Origin of the sequence: Pseudomonas sp. 273, from assembly GCF_029201425.1 — a bacterium.
Taxonomy (GTDB): domain Bacteria; phylum Pseudomonadota; class Gammaproteobacteria; order Pseudomonadales; family Pseudomonadaceae; genus Pseudomonas; species Pseudomonas delhiensis.
Map to the genome: position 1 here is coordinate 6,310,571 of NZ_CP116775.1, position 17,873 is coordinate 6,328,443.

Genomic DNA, 17,873 nt, shown 5'->3' on the forward strand with positions numbered 1-17,873 from the left:
CACCCCCGATGAAAGCCGTGCTGTGCAAAGCCTTCGGCCCCGCCGAAACCCTGGTGCTGGAAGAAATCGCCAGCCCGACGCCTGCGAAGAACGAGGTGCTGCTGGACGTCCACGCCGCCGGGGTGAACTTCCCCGACACCCTGATCATCGAGGGCAAGTACCAGTTCAAGCCGCCCTTCCCCTTCGCCCCGGGCGGCGAGGCCGCCGGCGTGGTCGCCGCGGTGGGCGAAAAGGTTTCCCACGTCAAGCCCGGCGACCGCGTCATCGCCCTGACCGGCTGGGGCAGCTTCGCCGAGCAGGTGGCGGTGGGCGCCTACAACGTGCTGCCGATCCCGGCGGGTATGGACTTCACCACCGCGGCCGCCTTCGGCATGACCTACGGCACCTCGATGCACGCGCTCAAGCAGCGCGGCAACCTGCAGCCGGGCGAGACCCTGCTGGTGCTCGGCGCCTCCGGCGGCGTGGGCCTGGCGGCGGTGGAGATCGGCAAGGCGATGGGCGCCAGGGTCATCGCCGCGGCCAGCAGCGACGCCAAGCTGGAAGTGGCCAGGGCAGCGGGAGCCGACGTGCTGGTCAACTACAGCGAGGGCAGCCTGAAGGACAAGCTCAAGGAAATCACCGGCGGCCAGGGCGTGGACGTGATCTACGACCCGGTGGGCGGCGAGATGTTCGAGGAAGCCTTCCGCAGCATCGCCTGGAACGGCCGCCTGCTGGTGGTCGGCTTCGCCAGCGGGACCATCCCCTCGCTGCCGGCCAACCTGCCGCTGCTCAAGGGCGCTTCCCTGGTCGGCGTGTTCTGGGGCGCCTTCGCCCAGCGCCAGCCGCAGGACAACGCGGCGAACTTCCAGCAGCTGTTCCAGTGGTTCGCGGAGGGCAAGTTGAAGCCGTTGGTTTCGCAGACCTATCCGTTGGAGAAGGCTGGGGAGGCGATCGATCACCTGGGGCAGCGGAGGGCTGTCGGGAAGGTGGTGGTGCAGGTGCGCTGAGGGTGTTCGGCCTGATGTAGCGGTGTGGGGGATGGGCCTCGTTCCCTCTCCCTAACCCTCTCCCTGAAGGGAGAGGGGACCGTTCGGTGTGAAGTGTGATATCGGCGCTCGTCGGCCACGCCGGTGTTGCCGGATGGCACGAAAACCACCAGCGGCACGGATAGCCCCCTCTCCCTGAAGGGAGAGGGCTGGGGAGAGGGTTGCGGAGTCCATCCAATACACCGAGCTCACAGGCGAGCACTGTTCGCGAGCAAGCTCGCTCCTACGAAGAGCCGTTATCCGCCCTGCGCTCAGGCGTACAGCTGCTTGAAGCGCTCGCGCAGCTGGTTCTTCTGCACCTTGCCCATTACGTTGCGCGGCAGCGCGTCCACGAACACCACCCGCTTGGGTTGCTTGTAGCGCGCCAGATGACCGTCCAGGCCGGCGAGGATGTCCGCCTCGCTCGGCGCCTCGCCGGGCCTGGCCACCACCACCGCCGTCACGCCTTCGCCGAAGTCGCGGTGCGGCAGGCCTATCACTGCCGATTCGGCCACGCCGGGCAGGGTGTCGATGATCTGTTCCAGCTCCTTCGGGTACACGTTGTAGCCGCCGCTGATGATCATGTCCTTGCTGCGCCCGACGATCTGCACGTAGCCCTTGTCGTCGATGAAGCCGATGTCGCCGGTCATGAAGAAGCCGTCGCCGCGCAGTTCCTCGGCGGTCTTCTCCGGCATGCGCCAGTAGCCGCGGAACACGTTGGGGCCGCGCACCTCGATCATCCCCGGCTCGCCTTGCGGCAGCAGCTTCGCCTCCTTCTCGGCCGGGTCGGTGATGCGCAACTCCACGCCCGGCAGCGGGAAGCCGACGGTGCCGGCGATGCGCTCGCCATCAAGCGGGTTGGAGGTGTTCATGCCGGTTTCGGTCATGCCGTAGCGCTCGAGGATGGCCACCCCGGTGCGCTCGCGGAAGGCCTTGTGGGTCTCGGCGGTGAGCGGCGCCGAGCCGGAGACGAACAGGCGCATGTGCGCCACCGCCTCGCGGGTCAGCCCCGGTTGGTCGAGCAGGCGGGTGTAGAAGGTCGGCACGCCCATCAGCAGGTTCACCTGGGGCAGCAGGCGCAGCACTTCGGCGGCGTCGAACTTCTCCGTGTAGAGCAGCGAGCCGCCGGCCATCAGCAGGCTGTTGATGGCCACGAACAGGCCGTGGATGTGGAAGATCGGCAGCGCGTGCAGCAGCCAGTCGGCGCTGGTGATGCCCCAGGCCTCGACCAGCGCGCGGGCGTTGGAGACCAGGTTGCCGTGGCTGATCATGGCGCCCTTGGAGCGCCCGGTGGTACCGGAGGTGTAGAGGATGGCGGCGAGGTCGTCGCGGCTGCGCGCGACGTCGGCGAAACGCGCCGGCTTGCCTTCCACGTGGCGCATCAGGCTGCCTTCGCAGTGCTGCCCGAGGGTCGCCACGCGGGCCACGCCGCACTGTTCGGCCAGGGCCTTGGCCTGCTCCTCGAAGGCCGGGGTGCAGACGAACAGCGAGGGTTCGGCGTCGCCGAGGAAGTAGCTCAGCTCCTCGCTGGTGTAGCCGCTGTTCAGCGGCAGGTAGACGGCGCCGGCGCGCAGGGTGCCGAGGTAGAGCATGATCGCCTCGGGGCTCTTGTCCACCTGCACGGCGACGCGGTCGCCCGGCTGCACGCCCAGTTCCACCAGGGCGTGGGCGAACTGCGCGCTGCTGCGCAGCATCTCGGCATAGCTGTAGCCGCCGCCATCCGGGGTGCGGAGGAAGGGCTTGTTGAGGTCTTCGGGCAGGTGCTCGCCGACGGCGGCGAAAAGGCTCTGGTTCATGGCGGTTCCTAGCGGCGGGGCTTGGCCGGTGGGGCGAGATGTCGCTTGACCTCGTTGGCGGCGATCACCGTGCCCTGGTTGGCGTAGGCTTCGTGGTTTTTCTCGATCTGACGCAATTCGTAGCGGTAGTTGACCATCAGCCCGGCGGCCTGGCGCAGGCCGCCGGCGGAGAGGTCGCCGCGCCAGTTCAGGCGCTCCAGGCGGGCGCCGTTGCCCAGGTGGAAGCGCGCCACCGGGTCCGGCGGCAGGCCCTGGGCATTCTTGGCCTGCAGGAAGTATTCGGCGGCCAGCGCCAGCAGCGGCTGTTCAAGGCGCGGGGGCGGCGGCGCGTCGGGCTTGAGCGCCTTCAGGCATTCGGCGACCTCGGGGCGCTCGGCCTGGCTGTCGAGCCAGCGGCGGAAACCGGGCACCGGCGAGAGGGTGACGTACTGCTTGAGGCCGGGCACTTCGCGAGCCAGTTCCTCCACCACCTGCTTGATCAGGAAGTTGCCGAAGGAGATGCCGCGCAGGCCCTCCTGGCAGTTGCTGATCGAATAGAACACCGCGGTATCCGGCGCATCGGCGGCCTCGCCGGGTTGTTCGAGGATTTCGGCGATGGCGGCGGGCATCTGCCGGGTCAGCGCCACCTCGACGAAGATCAGCGGCTCCTCCGGCAGCGCCGGGTGGAAGAACGCGAAGCAGCGGCGGTCGGCCGGTTGCAGGCGGCTGCGCAGGTCGTCCCAGTCCTTGATGGCGTGCACCGCCTCGTAGCGGATGATCTTTTCCAGGATCGCCGCCGGGGTCGACCAGTCGATGCGCCGCAGCACCAGGAAGCCGCGGTTGAACCAGGAGGCCAGCAGGTGCTGCAGGTCGTGGTCCACCGCCGCCAGTTGCGGCCGCGCCTTGAGCTCCTGCAGCAGCAGGCGGCGCATGGCGATCAGCTCAGCGGTGCCGCCGGGGGCCTGGTTGAGGCGGCGGAACAGTTCCTGGCGCGGCGGCTCGCAGGCCTCGAACAGCGCGGTGACCTGCTCCGCGCCGGGGTTTTCCAGGTAGCGCCGGCAGGCGTCGGCCAGGGCCTCGGCGGGCGGCGCGAAGTCGTTGAGCAGGTTGTCGAAGAAGGCCTTCTGCTGTTCCGGCGGGCAGTCGCGGTAGGCGCACAGCACCTGCCGCGCCAGGGCCACGCCGGAGGCCTCGCCGTGGCCGGAGAGCAGGCGGCGGCTGGCCTCCACCAGCGACGCCGCGCTGATCGGCACTGGCTCGCGGGACTCCAGCAGCTGGCGACCGCGTTCGCTGATGCTCTGCAGCAGTTCCTGGAAGAAGCTGACGTTCATCGAACCTCCTTCTTCGGCGCGCGCCTCACTGCGCCAGCAGCGGCGGCGGGCAGCGCCGGTACCATTGGGTGGCCTGCTCGTAGGCATGGGCCAGTTGCAGCACGGCCATGTCGGCCTGGTGCCGGCCGATGATCTGCAGGCCCATGGGCAGGCCCTGTTCATTGAAGCCTACCGGCACGTTGGCGACAGGGCATCCGGACAGGGTGCCGGGGATCACCACTTCCATCCAGCGGTGGTAGGTGTCCATGGCGCGGCCGGCGACTTCCTTCGGCCAGTGCAGGTGCTTGTCGAAGGGGAACACCTGGGCGCTGGGCAGCAGCAGGTAGTCGTAGCGCTCGAACAGGCGCTGGATGGCGCGGTACCAGTCGCTGCGCGCCACCGTGGCCTGGAACACCTCCATGGCCGACAGGCGCAGGCCGTTCTCCACTTCCCAGCAGGCCTCTTCCTTGAGCAGCGCGCGCTTGGCCGGGTCGGCGTAGGCCGCGCCCAGGGAGCCGGCGACGAACCAGTGGCGCAGGGTGCGCCAGCAGTCCCACAGGCGTTCGGCGGGGAAGCCCAGCTCGCAGGGCTCGACCTCGCAGCCGATGGCCTGGAAGTCGGCGAACGAGCGCTGGCACAGCTCCAGCACGCCGCGCTCCATGGCCAGGTGGCCGCCGAGGTCGCCCAGCCAGCCCAGGCGCGCGCCCTTGAAGTCGCGCTCCAGCGGGCCGGCGAAGGCCTTGCCGGATTCGGCGATGGACAGCGGCGCGCGGGCGTCCGCCCCGGCCTGCACCGACAGCAGCAGGGCCACGTCGCGCACGCTGCGGCCCATGGGGCCTTCGTAGCCGAGCTGGTCGCAGAACAGGTCGGCGGCGTCGTCGAAAGGCACGCGGCCCTGGGACGGACGGAAGCCGACGATGTTGTTGAAGGCCGCCGGGTTGCGCAGCGAGCCCATCATGTCGCTGCCGTCGGCCACCGGCACCAGTTGCAGGGCCAGGGCCGCCGCCGCGCCGCCGCTGCTGCCGCCGGCGGTGCGGGCCGGGTCGTAGGCGCAACCGGTGGAACCGAACAGCGGGTTGTAGCTCTGCGAGCCGAGGCCGAATTCCGGGGTGTTGCTCTTGCCGATGAGGATCGCCCCGGCGGCGCGGATGCGCTCGACCATGATGCCGTCGCGCTCGGGCACGTAGTCGCGGTACAGCGGCGAGCCGAGGGTGGTGCGGATGCCCTTGGTCAGCGACAGGTCCTTGATGGCGTGGGGCAGGCCGTGCATCCAGCCGCGGTACTCGCCGCGGGCCAGCTCGGCGTCGCGCGCGTCGGCCTGGGCCAGCAGCGCTTCGGCCGGTTGCAGGCTGACCAGGGCGTTGACCGCCGGGTTGAAGCGCTCGATGTGCGCCAGGTAGTCGCCCATCACCTCGCGGCAGGACACCTGGCGCAGGCGGATGAGCTGCGCCAGTTCGTGGGCCTGGAGCTGGACGAGGGGGCTGAGGTTGGGGTTCTGGCTCATGTGGCGCGGCCTTTTGTCTTCTGGGTTCCCGCGTTCGCGGGAATGACGGAACGATTCAGGGGATGGAGCTTTGACGGGACGAGCGAAGCCACGGCGCCTTCCGGCGCCCTGCCCCACCCCGTCACCCCCGCGAACGCGGGGGCCAGCGCCTTCGGTCAGCGCATCAGGTTGGTCCACAGCCGGTCGGCCAGGCGGATGGCGCCCTCGCCGCAGGTCTTGCTGAAGACCACCTTGGTGCCCTCGGGGATGTGCAGCTCGGGCGCATCCTTCAGGCTCGGGTCGAGGAAGGCGTCGGTGCCCTTGATCGGGCTCTGGTGCTTGAGGAAGTTCTGCGTCAGCGCCGAGTTCTCCGGCTGGCTCATGAAGGCGATGAACTGCCGGGCCGCCTCGGGGTTCTTGCTGCCCTTGGGGATCACCAGGTTATCCACCCAGGCCATCACGCCTTCCTTGGGGTACAGGTATTTCAGGCTCGGTTTCATCTCCCGGGCGCGCAGCGAGGAACCGCCCCAGAACAGCGACATCGAGGTTTCCCCGGAGGCGAGGTTCTCGCGCACCGAGCCGGCCTTGGAGCTGTAGGTCTTGACGAAGGGCTTCTGCGCCTTGAGCAGGTTCAGCACCTGCTGCACCTGTTTCGGGTCCTCGCTGCACAGCGGGATGCCCAGGTAGAGGCTGGCGGTGTCCATCACCTCGTTGACCGAGTCGAGCATGTTGATCTTGCCCTGCAGCTCCTGCGGCGGCTGGAACAGCAGCGAGTAGCTGTCGGCCGGGCCCTTGTAGGTGGCGGTGTCGTAGACCACGCTGGTGGTGCCCCAGATGAAGGGCACCGAGTAGCCGCCCTCCGGGTCCCAGGTGGGTTTGCGCAGGTTGTCGACGATGTTCGCGTAGTACGGCTGCTGGGCCGGGTCGAAGCGCTCCAGCAGGTTCTCGTGGACCAGGATCGGCACGAACTGGTGCGAGGGGATGGCCACGTCGTAGCCACTGCCGCCCTGCTTGAGCTTGGCCAGCAGGGTCTCGTTGGAGTCGTAGGAATCCACCGTGACCTTGATGCCGGTCTGCTTCTCGAACTTCTCCAGGATCTGCGGCGAGAAGTAGCCGCTCCAGCTGATGACGTTGACCTGGCCGGCGGCGTTGGCCGCGCCGGCCAGGCCCAGCGACAGGGTGGCGGCGATGACTGCGATCGACTTGCTCATGTTGACTCCCGTAGTGGCGTGGCGCTCAGGCTTTGGCTTTGCCGAGCAGGTAGGAAAGGCTGACGAAGAACACGGATACCCCGAGGATCAGCGTCGACACCGCGTTGACGTCGGGGGTGACGCCCATCCGCAGCAGGCCGAAGATGAAGATCGGCAAGGTGGTGGTGCCGGCCTGGGAGACCATCATCGAGATCACGAAGTTATCCAGCGAGACGATGAAGGCCAGCATCAGCCCGGAGAAGATCCCCGGCATCAGCAGCGGCAGGGTGACCTTGCGGAAGGTCCGCCAGGGCCCGGCGTAGAGGTCGGCGGCGGCCTGCTCCAGGGACAGGTCCATGTCCTCCAGGCGGGCGCGGATCGGCAGGTAGGCGAAGGGAATGCAGAACACCGTGTGGGCGATGATCAGGTTGCCATAGCCCAGCGACACGCCGAGGCTGGAGAACAGCGCCAGGGTGGCGACGCCGACCACGATCTCCGGCAGCACCAGCGGCAGCATGATGGTGCCCATGGACAGGCGCATGCCCTTGAACTTCGCCCCGCGCGAGGTGCCCAGCGCGGCCAGGGTGGCGATGGCGGTGGCGATCGCGCTGGCGCACACGGCGATCAGCAGGCTGTTGCCGGCCGCGCTGCGCAGCGCCTGGTTGGCGAAGGCGGCGCGGTACCAGTCGAGGCTGAAGCCGGTCCACACGGTGGCGGACTGGTTGGCGTTGAACGAGTAGATCACCAGCACCACGATGGGCGCGTAGAGGTACAGGTAGAACAGCAGGCTGAAACCGCCGAAGCCGGGGAAGTCCTGCACGCCGAGACGGCGCTTGCGCAACAGGGCCAGCATCACACACCTCCCCGGGCCACGCGCAGGCGCTCGGCGCGCATGGCGTAGAAGGTCAGGGCGAGCATCACCGCCGCCATCAGCACCAGCGACAGGGCGGCGCCGAAGGGCCAGTTACGGGCGTCGGCGAACTGCCGGAAGATCAGGTTACCGAGCATCATCTTGGTGCCGCCGCCGAGCAGCTCGGGGGCGATCATCGCGCCCAGGCAGGGCACGAAGGTGAGGATGGCGCCGGCCAGGATGCCCGGCCGGGCGATCGGCAGGACCACCTTGCGCAGGGTGCGCAGGCGCCCGGCGTAGAGGTCCTGGGCGGCTTCCAGCAGGCGCATGTCCATCTTCTCCAGGGTCGAATAGATCGGCAGCACCACGAAGGGCGCGTAGGTGTAGACCAGGCCCAGCAGCACCGCGCCGTCGCTGTACAGCAGCGGCAGCGGCTGGTGGATCAGGCCCAGGCCCATGAGGCCGTTGTTGATCACCCCGGTACCGCGCAGCAGGAGGATCCAGGCGTAGGTGCGGATCAGCAGGTTGGCCCAGAACGGCACGGTGATCAGGAAGATCAGCAGGCCGCGGCGGCTGGCCGGCTGCATGGCCAGCCACACCGCCACCGGGAAGCCCACCAGCAGGGTGATGGCGGTGGTGGCCGCGGCGATGCCCAGCGAGCGCAGTGCGATGACCAGGTAGGAATCGGCGAAGGCCAGGCTGTCGTCCAGCTGGCGCTCGAACAGCAGCGAGACGTAGGCGTCGCTGCTGAACACGTGGTTGACGCCGCCATAGGGGTTGGCCTGCATCAGCGAGTAGGCGACGACGATGAGGATCGGCACCACCAGGAACAGGCCGATGGCCAGCAGCGCCGGCGACACGCCGAGCAGGTTGCCCAGGGCCCGGCGCCGCTCCAGGGCGTTGCCGGGGCGTACGGTGAGGGAAGACATGGCGCGCTCCTCGGCTCAGTCCAGCAGGACGCTGGCGCTGTCGCGGTCGAACTGCAGGCCCAGGCGCTCGCCCGGGGCGAAGCGCTGGCTCTGCCCGGCGCTGTTGGGCGTGCGCACGCGCAGGCGGGTGCCGTCGGCGAGGCTGACCTGGTACTGCAGGTCGGTGCCCAGGTAGATCTGCTCGGCGAGGGTGCAGGGCGTGGCCTGCGGGTCCTCGGCGTCGACCAGGCGCAGGCGCTCGGGGCGGATCGACAGCGTCACCTCGGCGCCCGGGCGCAGGCCCTCGCGGCTCGCCGCGCGCAGCGTGCGGCCGCCGGGGATGCGGAACAGCGCCTGGCCGTCGGCGATCTCGTCGACCTGCGCCGGGAGGAAGTTGGTCTCGCCGATGAAGTCGGCGACGAAGCGGTTGCGCGGCTGCTCGTAGATGTCCGCCGGGCGCCCGACCTGCTGCACCTCGCCCTCGGCCAGCACGGCGATGCGGTCGGACATGGTCAGGGCTTCTTCCTGGTCGTGGGTGACGAAGATGAAGGTGATCCCGGTCTTGGCCTGGATCGCCTTGAGCTCCTCGCGCATGGCTTGGCGCAGCTTCAGGTCCAGGGCCGAGAGCGGCTCGTCGAGCAGCAGCACCTTGGGGTGCGGGGCCAGCGCGCGGGCCAGGGCCACGCGTTGCTGCTGGCCGCCGGAAAGCTGGGTGGGGCGGCGTTCGGCGAAGCGCTCCATCTGCACCAGGGCGAGCATCTCGCGCACCCGCTCGGCGACCGCCGCCTTGCCCAGGCGCTGGCCCATGGGGTGCGATTCCAGGCCGAAGGCCAGGTTCTGCGCGATGGTCATGTGCGGGAACAGCGCGTAGTGCTGGAACACCGTGTTGACCGGGCGATCGTAGGGCGCGCGGTCGGCGATGTTCTCGCCGTAGAGGAGGATCTCGCCGGCGGTGGGGAACTCGAAGCCGGCGATCATCCGCAGCAGGGTGGTCTTGCCGCAGCCGGAGGGCCCGAGCAGGGTGAAGAATTCGTTGTCGCGGATGTCCAGGTCGACGCTCTTCAGCGCCACCGGGCCGCTGTCCGGGTCGCCGTAGACCTTGCGCACCGATCGAATGGAGACGGCGGCCGTCTGCAGGCCGTGCAGGGCACTCATGGATGTACCTCCGGTTCCCTCCCCCGCTGGCGCTGGTGCGCACGGGGACTTGTATTTGTTGTGGCAGGAATGGGGAAAGCGCTGCAGCGTGTGCCGGTGACCGGCTGGTTTTATGGTGAGGCTGCTGGGGCCGAGTGTGGCCAGATTGCAGTTGAGCAAAAAGCTCAATTTTCTTACATTCGCTATTAAATAAATTAACAGCCTGCGAGCCGCCCATGTCCCTGCCCCGCCTGCCGCCGCTCAACGCCGTGCGCGCCTTCGAGGCGGCGGCGCGCCTGGGCAGCTACGTCGCCGCCTCGAAGGCGCTGCACGTGACCCAGCCGGCCATCGGCCGCCACGTGCGCCTGCTGGAGGACTGGCTGGGCGTGCAGCTGCTGGAGCGCACGCCGCGCGGGGTCAGCCTGACGCCCGCCGGCCAGCGCTACTACGCGAAGATAGCCACGGCGCTGCAGCAGATCGCCGAGGCCAGCCGCGAACTGGCCCCCGGCGGCTCGGCGCGCTGGCTGAAGATCCTGGTGGTGCCGGCCTTCGCCAAGCGCTGGCTGATGCCGCACCTGGAAGCCCTGCGCCAGCAGCGCCCGGGGCTGAAGGTGGCGATCGAGCCGAACCCGACCTTCACCGAGGTGGACGGCAACAGCGCCGACCTGGGCATCGTCTACGGCATGCCCGGGCAGTACCCGCAGAGCTGCGCCACCCTGCTCCACCCGCAGGTGTTCCCGGTGTGCTCGCCGGCCTACCTGGCGGCCCACGGCCCGCTGGGCAGCGCCGAAGAGCTGGTGCGCCACGAACTGATCCACGTCCACGACGGCGAATGGTGGAACGCCTGGTTCGCCGCCAACCAGTTGGACATCCGCGTCAGCCCCGACGTGCTCTACGTCAGCAACGACCACGCGCTGTCCATGGCCGAGGCCGGCGCCGGCATCGCCCTGGCCAACGACGTGCTGGTGCGCAGGGAGCTGGAGTCCGGCGCGCTGGTGCGGCCGCTGCCGAACCAGGTGCGCCTGGAGAGCTACCAGCTGCTGATCCCGCCGGGGCCGAGCAGCGCCGACATCGAGTGGTTCGGCGAGTGGCTGGCGCAAACCCTTGCCGCGGAGTTTCCTTCGGCATTGCCGTTGTAGGCGCGCCCTGCGCGCGGAATCGCGGGCAGGGCCCGCTCCTACAGGTTGCTGTGAGGCATGGCATCCCACCCGTAGGAGCGGAGCTTCTCCGCGATAACCGTCATCTCCGGCGCCATTCGCGGATGAGATCCGCTCCTACGGATTGCCCCAGCACCGTGCCCCATGTAGGAGCGCGCCCTGCGCGCAAATCGCGGGCAGGGCCCGCTCCTACAGGTTGCTGTGAGGTATGGCATTCCCACCCGTAGGAGCGGAGCTTCTCCGCGATAACCGTCATCTCCGGCGCCATTCGCGGATGAGATCCGCTCCTACGGATTGCCCCAGCACCGTGCCCCATGTAGGAGCGCGCCCTGCGCGCGAATCGCGGGCAGTGCCCGCTCCTACAGGTTGCTGTGAGGCATGGCATTCCCACCCGTAGGAGCGGAGCTTCTCCGCGATAACCGTCATCTCCGGCGCCATTCGCGGATGAGATCCTACGGATTGCCCCAGCACCGTGCCCCATGTAGGAGCGCGCCCTGCGCGCGAATCGCGGGCAGGGCCCGCTCCTACAGGTTGCTGTGAGGCATGGCATTCCCACCCGTAGGAGCGGAGCTTCTCCGCGATAACCGTCATCTCCGGTGCGATTCGCGGATGAGATCCGCTCCTACGGATTGCCCCAGCACCGTGCCCCATGTAGGAGCGCGCCCTGCGCGCGAATCGCGGGCAGGGCCCGCTTGCCTTAATCCCGTGGCGCGTAGGCGAACACGTCGGCGCGCATCTGGTGGGCGTCCATGCCGGCGGCCACCAGGGCGTCGAGGGTGGCGTAGACCATCGCCGGCGAGCCGCTGGCGTAGACCGTCAGGCGGCCCAGGTCGGGGAAGTCCTCGCACACCGCCTCGTGCAGCAGGCCGCAGCGGCCCTGCCAGCCGCACAGGTCGCTGACCACCTTGTGCAGGTGCAGGTTGGCCAGGCCCTTCCATTCGTCCCAGTGCGGCAGCGCGTAGAAGTCCTCGGGCCGGCGCACGCCCCAGTACAGGTGCACCGGATGGGCGAAGCCCTGGGCGCGGCAGTGCTCGATCAGGCTGTGCATCTGCGCCATGCCGGTGCCGGCGGCGATCAGCACCAGCGGGCCGTCGGGCAGCTCGGCCAGGTGGGCGTCGCCGAAGGGCAGCTGCACGCGGGCGATGCGCTCGCGCTGCAGTTGCCCGAGCAGTTCGATGGCGCTGTTCTCCCGCGCCAGGATGTGCAACTCCAGGTCGCGCCCCTCGTGGGGCGCCGAGGCCAGGGAGAAAGCCGAGCTGTTGCCGTCGCCCCGCTCTACCAGCAGGTACTGCCCGGCGTGGTAGCGCGGCGGCTTGCCGGCCGGGGCGCGCAGGCGCACGCGCCAGACGTCGCCGCCCACCGCCTCGCAGAGGGTCAGCTGGCAGGCCAGCTTGCGCACCGGCAGCTCGCCGGGGGCGAGCACGCCATCCCAGAGCAGCACGCAGTCTTCCAGCGGCTCGGCCAGGCAGGTGAACAGCTCGCCGTGGTCGCGCACCTCGCCGTCCTGGCGCACGCTGCCTTCCACCAGCAGCGCGGCGCAGACGTGGCAGTTGCCGTTGCGGCAGCTCTGCGGGCAGTCGAAGCCCAGGCGCCGCGCGCCGTCGAGGATGCGCTCGCCCGGGCGCAGTTCGAGCTGGGCGCCGGAGGGTTGCAGGGTCACACGCACGGCTTCGCCTCCCTGTCGCGAACCTGCGCGGCCGGACATTCGCGAGCAGGCTCGCTCCTACGAAGGGCGCCGTGCATCAGTCGATCCCCAGGCTGGCCCACAGCTCGTCGACGCGGCGCGTCACCGCCTCGTCCTTGACGATGGCGCGGCCCCACTCGCGGCTGGTCTCGCCGGGCCACTTGTGGGTGGCGTCCAGGCCCATCTTCGAGCCCAGGCCGGAGATCGGCGAGGCGAAGTCGAGGTAGTCGATCGGCGTGTTGTCGATCATCACGGTGTCGCGCTTGGGGTCCATGCGCGTGGTTATCGCCCAGATCACGTCGTTCCAGTCCCGCGCATCGATGTCATCGTCCGTGACTATGACGAACTTGGTGTACATGAACTGTCGCAGGAACGACCACACGCCCAGCATTACGCGCTTGGCGTGGCCGGGGTACTGCTTCTTCATGGTCACCACCGCCATGCGGTACGAGCAGCCTTCGGGCGGCAGGTAGAAGTCGGTGATCTCGGGGAACTGCTTCTGCAGGATGGGCACGAAGACTTCGTTCAGCGCCACCCCGAGGATCGCCGGCTCGTCCGGCGGGCGGCCGGTGTAGGTGCTGTGGTAGATCGGCTTGCGGCGGCGGGTGATGCGCTCGACGGTGAACACCGGGAAGCGGTCCACCTCGTTGTAGTAGCCGGTGTGGTCGCCGTAGGGGCCCTCGTCGGCCAGCTCGCCGGGGTGGATCACCCCTTCCAGGACGATCTCGGCGCTGGCCGGCACCTGCAGGTCGCTGCCGATGCACTTCACCAGCTCGGTGCGGTGGCCGCGCAGCAGGCCGGCGAAGGCGTATTCGGAGAGGGTGTCGGGCACCGGCGTCACGGCGCCGAGGATGGTCGCCGGGTCCGCGCCCAGGGCCACTGCCACCGGGTAGGGCCGGTCCGGGTGCTTCTGGCACCACTCGCGGTAGTCCAGGGCGCCGCCGCGGTGGCTGAGCCAGCGCATGATGACCTTGTTGCGGCCGATCACCTGCTGGCGGTAGATGCCCAGGTTCTGCCGTTCCTTGTTCGGCCCGCGGGTGACGGTCAGGCCCCAGGTGATCAGCGGCGCGACGTCGCCGGGCCAGCAGGTCTGCACCGGCAGCCTGCCCAGGTCGACGGCCTCGCCTTCCTCGATGACTTCCTGGCAGGGCGCGTCCTTGAGCACCTTGGGCGCCATGCTGATGACCTTCCTGAAGATCGGCAGCTTGCTCCAGGCATCCTTCAGGCCCTTGGGCGGCTCCGGCTCCTTGAGGAAGGCCAGCAGCTTGCCGATCTCACGCAGCTCGGAAACGTCCTCGGCGCCCATGCCCAGGGCCACGCGCTCGGGGGTGCCGAACAGGTTGCCGAGCACGGGCACGTCGAAGCCGGTGGGGTTCTCGAACAGCAGGGCCGGGCCCTTGGCGCGCAGGGTGCGGTCGCACACCTCGGTCATTTCCAGCACCGGGGACACCGGCACCTGGATGCGCTTGAGCTGGCCGCGCTGCTCCAGGGCGGCGATGAACTCGCGCAGGTCGCGATACTGCATGGAAGTCTCGATGGCGTAGGCGAAGATGCGACAGTTTAGCCTTTAACACCACTTCGCAGAAACACGAAGGCCGGGTTTCCCCGGCCTCGTGGCAGACAACGGCGCTTACTTGCTGCGCTTCATCGAGTCGAAGAACTCGTCGTTGGTCTTGGTCTGCTTGAGCTTGTCCAGCAGGAATTCCACCGCGGCGATCTCGTCCATGGGGTGCAGGATCTTGCGCAGGATCCACATGCGCTGCAGTTCTTCCTCGCCGGTCAGCAGTTCTTCGCGACGGGTGCCCGAGCGGTTGATGTTGATCGCCGGGAACACGCGTTTTTCCGAGATGCGACGGTCGAGGATCAGCTCCGAGTTACCGGTGCCCTTGAATTCCTCGTAGATCACCTCGTCCATCTTCGAGCCGGTTTCGATCAGCGCGGTGGCGAGGATGGTCAGCGAACCGCCTTCCTCGATGTTGCGCGCGGCGCCGAAGAAGCGCTTGGGCTTCTCCAGGGCGTGGGCGTCGACACCGCCGGTGAGCACCTTGCCGGAGCTGGGGATCACGGTGTTGTAGGCACGCGCCAGGCGGGTGATGGAGTCGAGCAGGATGATCACGTCCTTCTTGTGCTCGACCAGGCGCTTGGCCTTCTCGATCACCATCTCGGCGACCTGCACGTGGCGGGTCGGCGGTTCGTCGAAGGTGGAGGCGACCACTTCGCCGCGCACGGTGCGCTGCATCTCGGTCACTTCTTCCGGGCGCTCGTCGATCAGCAGGACGATCAGGTGGCACTCGGGGTTGTTGCGGGTGATGTTGGCCGCGATGTTCTGCAGCATGATGGTCTTGCCGGCCTTCGGCGGGGCGACGATCAGGCCGCGCTGGCCCTTGCCGATCGGCGCGCAGAGGTCGATCACCCGGCCGGTGAGGTCCTCGGTGGAGCCGTTGCCGGCCTCCATGGTCAGGCGCTTGGTCGGGAACAGCGGGGTCAGGTTCTCGAACAGGATCTTGTTCTTCGCGTTCTCCGGGCGATCGAAGTTGATCGAGTCGACCTTGAGCAGGGCGAAGTAGCGCTCACCTTCCTTCGGCGGGCGAATCTTGCCGACGATGGTGTCCCCGGTGCGCAGGTTGAAGCGGCGGATCTGGCTGGGCGAGACGTAGATGTCATCGGGGCCTGCCAGGTACGAGGAGTCGGCGGAGCGCAGGAAGCCGAAGCCATCCTGGAGAATCTCCAGCACGCCGTCGCCGGAGATTTCCTCGCCGCTTTTCGCGTGCTTCTTCAGCAGCGCGAAGATGATGTCCTGCTTGCGCGAACGGGCCATGTTTTCCAGGCCCATGGCATCGGACATTTCCAGCAATTCGGCAATCGGCTTTTGCTTGAGTTCGGTCAGATTCATAAGAAGGAGGTGTTAGATAGATATGAGAAAAGGGGAAACAAGCATGTGAGCTCGTTAATGCCGTGCCGCAGAGTGACGACAGGATCGCTTGGAAATTCGAATAGGAAGTGCGTCGGCGACGGCTTGCAGGGGACAACGTAAAACAACGTTGCAGGCCCGAATGTAACACCCGGGCCAGGGGGCGTCTAGGGGATGGAATGAAAAAAACCCCGCATCGTGCGGGGCTTTTCCGGGGGCTGTCTCGACTCAGATGTTGCTGTCGAGGAAGGCCGCCAGTTGCGACTTGGACAGCGCGCCGACCTTGGTGGCCTCGACGTTGCCGCCCTTGAACAGCATCAGCGTCGGAATGCCGCGCACGCCGTACTTCGGCGGGGTTTCCTGGTTCTCGTCGATGTTCAGCTTGCAGACTTTCAGCTTGCCCTGATAGTCCTTGGCGATCTCGTCCAGTACCGGCGCGATCATCTTGCACGGGCCGCACCACTCGGCCCAGTAGTCCACCAGCACAGGACCATCGGCCTTCAGCACGTCCTGCTCGAAGCTGGCATCGGTAACGCTGACGATATGTTCGCTCATGAAATCTCTCCGTGGGAATCGGATGCGAAAAAAAGTGGGCCCATCATAGCCCGCCTTGGCCGCCTTCCGAAAGGCGCAGGCGATTGAGTGTCGCTATCGCCGGCCCCGGCGAAACCGATCGACGGCCCGGCGTTCGTTGGCACCGGAGGGCTATCGTGGCAGGATGTCGGGGTTAACGAATGGACCTTTCCAAGATGCCCCATACCCCCGCCAAGACCTTCCCGCTGATCGCCGCCCTGGACCTGGGCTCCAACAGCTTCCACATGGTTCTGGCCAAGGCCGATCATGGCGAGATCCGCATCCTCGAGCGGCTCGGCGAGAAGGTCCAGCTGGCCGCCGGCATCGGCGAGGACCGCCTGCTCAACGAAGAATCCATGCAGCGCGGCCTGGACTGCCTGCGGCGCTTCGCCCAGCTGATCAACGGCATGCCGCCGGGCTCGGTGCGGGTGGTCGGCACCAACGCCCTGCGCGAGGCGCGCAACCGCAACGACTTCACCCGCCGCGCCGAGGAAATCCTCGGGCACCCGGTGGAGGTCATCTCCGGCCGCGAGGAAGCGCGCCTGATCTACCTGGGCGTGTCGCACACCCTGCCGGACACCGCCGGGCGCCGCCTGGTGGCCGACATCGGCGGCGGCAGCACCGAGTTCATCATCGGCCAGCGCTTCGAGTCGCAGCTGCGCGAGAGCCTGCAGATGGGCTGCGTCAGCTACACCCAGCGCTACTTCAAGGACGGCAAGATCACCCCGGCCCGCTACGCCCAGGCCTACACCTCGGCGCGCCTGGAACTGATGGGCATCGAGAACAGCCTGCGCCGCCTGGGCTGGGACGAGGCCCTGGGCGCCTCCGGCACCATCCGCGCGGTGGGCCTGGCGATCCAGTCCGGCGGCCACGGCAACGGCGAGATCAACCCCGAGGGCCTGGCCTGGCTCAAGCGCAAGGTGCTCAAGCTGGGCGACGTGGACAAGCTCGACCTGGACGGCATCAAGCCCGACCGCCGGCCGATCTTCCCGGCCGGCCTGGCCATCGTCGAAGCGCTGTTCGACGCCCTCGAACTCAAGCAGATGTCGCACTCCGAGGGCGCGCTGCGCGAAGGCGTGCTCTACGACCTGCTCGGCCGCCACCACCACGAGGACGTGCGCGAGCGCACCATCAGCGCGCTGATCGAGCGCTACCACGTCGACCTCGACCAGGCCGCGCGGGTCGAGGCCAAGGCGCTGCAGGCGCTGGAGCAGGTCGCCGAGGCCTGGGGCCTGCAGGACGACTGGCACCGCGAACTGCTCGGCTGGGCCGCGCGGGTCCACGAGCTGGGCCTGGACATTGCCCACTACCACTACCACAAGCACGGCGCCTACCTGGTCGAGCACTCGGACCTGGCCGGCTTCTCCCGCGAGGACCAGCAGGTGCTGGCGCTGCTGGTGCGTGGCCACCGCCGCAACATCCCGGCGGACAAGTTCAACGAGCAGGGCGAACAGGGCGACAAGCTGATCCGCCTGTGCATCGTGTTGCGCTTCGCCATCCTCTTCCACCATATCCGCGGCACCCAGCAAATGCCGGACGTCACCCTCAAGGTGGGTCCGAAGAGCCTGGAAGTGCGCTTCCCCAAGGGCTGGCTGGAAGCCAACCCGCTGACCCAGGCCGACTTCGAGCAGGAAGCCGGCTGGCTGCAGCGCGTGGGGTACCAACTGAGCGTGAGCTGAGGCCCCCACCCACGCCATTCCCCTGTAGGAGCGCGCCCTGCGCGCGATTCGCGGGCAGGGCCCGCTCCTACAAGAAGCCACACCAGCCTGGACCGTAGGAGCGAAGCTTCTCCACGATAGCCGCCCCCGGCGCGATTCGCGGATGAGATCCGCTCCTACGCCGCCCCACCCACGCCATTCCCCTGTAGGAGCGCGCCCTGCGCGCGATTCGCGGG

General features: G+C 68.2%; 14 protein-coding genes. 3 read left to right on the plus strand and 11 right to left on the minus strand.

Annotated features, from left to right (window positions below):
- The first annotated feature begins 8 nt into the window (after positions 1-8).
- Positions 9-986 (plus strand): NADPH:quinone oxidoreductase family protein, encoded by a 978-nt coding sequence (locus tag PKO50_RS28975; protein ID WP_275627947.1) that lies wholly within the window; start codon positions 9-11, stop codon positions 984-986.
- 290 nt (positions 987-1,276) lie between these two features.
- Here the strand turns inward: PKO50_RS28975 and PKO50_RS28980 are convergent, their stop codons facing one another.
- The 7 genes from PKO50_RS28980 to PKO50_RS29010 form a co-directional block, all read right to left on the minus strand.
- Entirely contained in the window at positions 1,277-2,800 is a 1,524-nt protein-coding gene (locus tag PKO50_RS28980) for a malonyl-CoA synthase (RefSeq protein WP_275627948.1), read from the minus strand.
- An 8-nt stretch (positions 2,801-2,808) separates the two neighbouring features.
- Complete coding sequence (locus tag PKO50_RS28985) at positions 2,809-4,110, minus strand: malonyl-CoA decarboxylase (RefSeq protein ID WP_109936438.1); 1,302 nt, start codon at positions 4,108-4,110, stop codon at positions 2,809-2,811.
- A gap of 25 nt (positions 4,111-4,135) precedes the next feature.
- Entirely contained in the window at positions 4,136-5,593 is a 1,458-nt protein-coding gene (locus PKO50_RS28990; protein WP_275627949.1) for an amidase, read from the minus strand.
- Between the two features lie 155 nt (positions 5,594-5,748).
- Entirely contained in the window at positions 5,749-6,783 is a 1,035-nt protein-coding gene (locus PKO50_RS28995) for an extracellular solute-binding protein (RefSeq protein WP_275627950.1), read from the minus strand.
- Positions 6,784-6,808: 25 nt separating this feature from the next.
- Positions 6,809-7,615, minus strand: a complete 807-nt coding sequence (locus tag PKO50_RS29000; RefSeq protein WP_089391024.1) for an ABC transporter permease — start codon at positions 7,613-7,615, stop codon at positions 6,809-6,811.
- On the minus strand, positions 7,615-8,541 hold the full coding sequence (locus tag PKO50_RS29005; RefSeq protein ID WP_089391025.1) for an ABC transporter permease: 927 nt from the start codon (positions 8,539-8,541) through the stop codon (positions 7,615-7,617). Before PKO50_RS29005 ends, PKO50_RS29000 begins: the two co-directional genes overlap by 1 nt.
- Positions 8,542-8,556: 15 nt before the next feature.
- Positions 8,557-9,675 carry an ABC transporter ATP-binding protein gene (locus PKO50_RS29010; protein ID WP_275627951.1) on the minus strand — a complete coding sequence of 373 codons (1,119 nt, stop codon included), beginning with the start codon at positions 9,673-9,675 and terminating at the stop codon, positions 8,557-8,559.
- A 215-nt stretch (positions 9,676-9,890) separates the two neighbouring features.
- Between PKO50_RS29010 and PKO50_RS29015 the strand changes: the two genes are divergently transcribed.
- Positions 9,891-10,793 carry a LysR substrate-binding domain-containing protein gene (locus PKO50_RS29015; RefSeq protein ID WP_275627952.1) on the plus strand — a complete coding sequence of 301 codons (903 nt, stop codon included), beginning with the start codon at positions 9,891-9,893 and terminating at the stop codon, positions 10,791-10,793.
- Positions 10,794-11,508: 715 nt separating this feature from the next.
- Here the strand turns inward: PKO50_RS29015 and PKO50_RS29020 are convergent.
- The 4 genes from PKO50_RS29020 to trxA all read right to left on the minus strand — a co-directional run bounded on the left by PKO50_RS29020 (position 11,509) and on the right by trxA (position 15,961).
- On the minus strand, positions 11,509-12,477 hold the full coding sequence (locus tag PKO50_RS29020; protein WP_275627953.1) for a CDP-6-deoxy-delta-3,4-glucoseen reductase: 969 nt from the start codon (positions 12,475-12,477) through the stop codon (positions 11,509-11,511).
- Positions 12,478-12,553: 76 nt separating this feature from the next.
- Positions 12,554-14,020 carry a 4-hydroxy-3-polyprenylbenzoate decarboxylase gene (gene ubiD, locus PKO50_RS29025; protein ID WP_275627954.1) on the minus strand — a complete coding sequence of 489 codons (1,467 nt, stop codon included), beginning with the start codon at positions 14,018-14,020 and terminating at the stop codon, positions 12,554-12,556.
- A 105-nt stretch (positions 14,021-14,125) separates the two neighbouring features.
- On the minus strand, positions 14,126-15,388 hold the full coding sequence (rho, locus tag PKO50_RS29030; RefSeq protein ID WP_089391030.1) for a transcription termination factor Rho: 1,263 nt from the start codon (positions 15,386-15,388) through the stop codon (positions 14,126-14,128).
- A gap of 246 nt (positions 15,389-15,634) precedes the next feature.
- Entirely contained in the window at positions 15,635-15,961 is a 327-nt protein-coding gene (gene trxA / locus PKO50_RS29035) for a thioredoxin TrxA (RefSeq protein ID WP_009615069.1), read from the minus strand.
- Positions 15,962-16,155: 194 nt separating this feature from the next.
- Here trxA and ppx point away from each other — a divergent pair, with 194 nt between their 5' ends.
- Positions 16,156-17,658 (plus strand): exopolyphosphatase, encoded by a 1,503-nt coding sequence (gene ppx, locus PKO50_RS29040; protein ID WP_275627955.1) that lies wholly within the window; start codon positions 16,156-16,158, stop codon positions 17,656-17,658.
- The last annotated feature ends 215 nt before the right edge of the window (positions 17,659-17,873 follow it).

Bases quoted from the DNA above. Each gene is read 5' to 3' on its own strand.
- PKO50_RS28980 (WP_275627948.1), bottom strand. From the start codon at position 2,800: ATGAACCAGAGCCTTTTCGCCGCCGTCGGCGAGCACCTGCCCGAAGAC.
- trxA (WP_009615069.1), bottom strand. From the start codon at position 15,961: ATGAGCGAACATATCGTCAGCGTTACCGATGCCAGCTTCGAGCAGGAC.
- PKO50_RS29010 (WP_275627951.1), bottom strand. From the start codon at position 9,675: ATGAGTGCCCTGCACGGCCTGCAGACGGCCGCCGTCTCCATTCGATCG.
- PKO50_RS29005 (WP_089391025.1), bottom strand. From the start codon at position 8,541: ATGTCTTCCCTCACCGTACGCCCCGGCAACGCCCTGGAGCGGCGCCGG.
- PKO50_RS28995 (WP_275627950.1), bottom strand. From the start codon at position 6,783: ATGAGCAAGTCGATCGCAGTCATCGCCGCCACCCTGTCGCTGGGCCTG.
- PKO50_RS28975 (WP_275627947.1), top strand. From the start codon at position 9: ATGAAAGCCGTGCTGTGCAAAGCCTTCGGCCCCGCCGAAACCCTGGTG.
- rho (WP_089391030.1), bottom strand. From the start codon at position 15,388: ATGAATCTGACCGAACTCAAGCAAAAGCCGATTGCCGAATTGCTGGAA.
- ppx (WP_275627955.1), top strand. From the start codon at position 16,156: ATGCCCCATACCCCCGCCAAGACCTTCCCGCTGATCGCCGCCCTGGAC.
- PKO50_RS28985 (WP_109936438.1), bottom strand. From the start codon at position 4,110: ATGAACGTCAGCTTCTTCCAGGAACTGCTGCAGAGCATCAGCGAACGC.
- PKO50_RS29000 (WP_089391024.1), bottom strand. From the start codon at position 7,615: ATGCTGGCCCTGTTGCGCAAGCGCCGTCTCGGCGTGCAGGACTTCCCC.
- ubiD (WP_275627954.1), bottom strand. From the start codon at position 14,020: ATGCAGTATCGCGACCTGCGCGAGTTCATCGCCGCCCTGGAGCAGCGC.
- PKO50_RS28990 (WP_275627949.1), bottom strand. From the start codon at position 5,593: ATGAGCCAGAACCCCAACCTCAGCCCCCTCGTCCAGCTCCAGGCCCAC.
- PKO50_RS29015 (WP_275627952.1), top strand. From the start codon at position 9,891: ATGTCCCTGCCCCGCCTGCCGCCGCTCAACGCCGTGCGCGCCTTCGAG.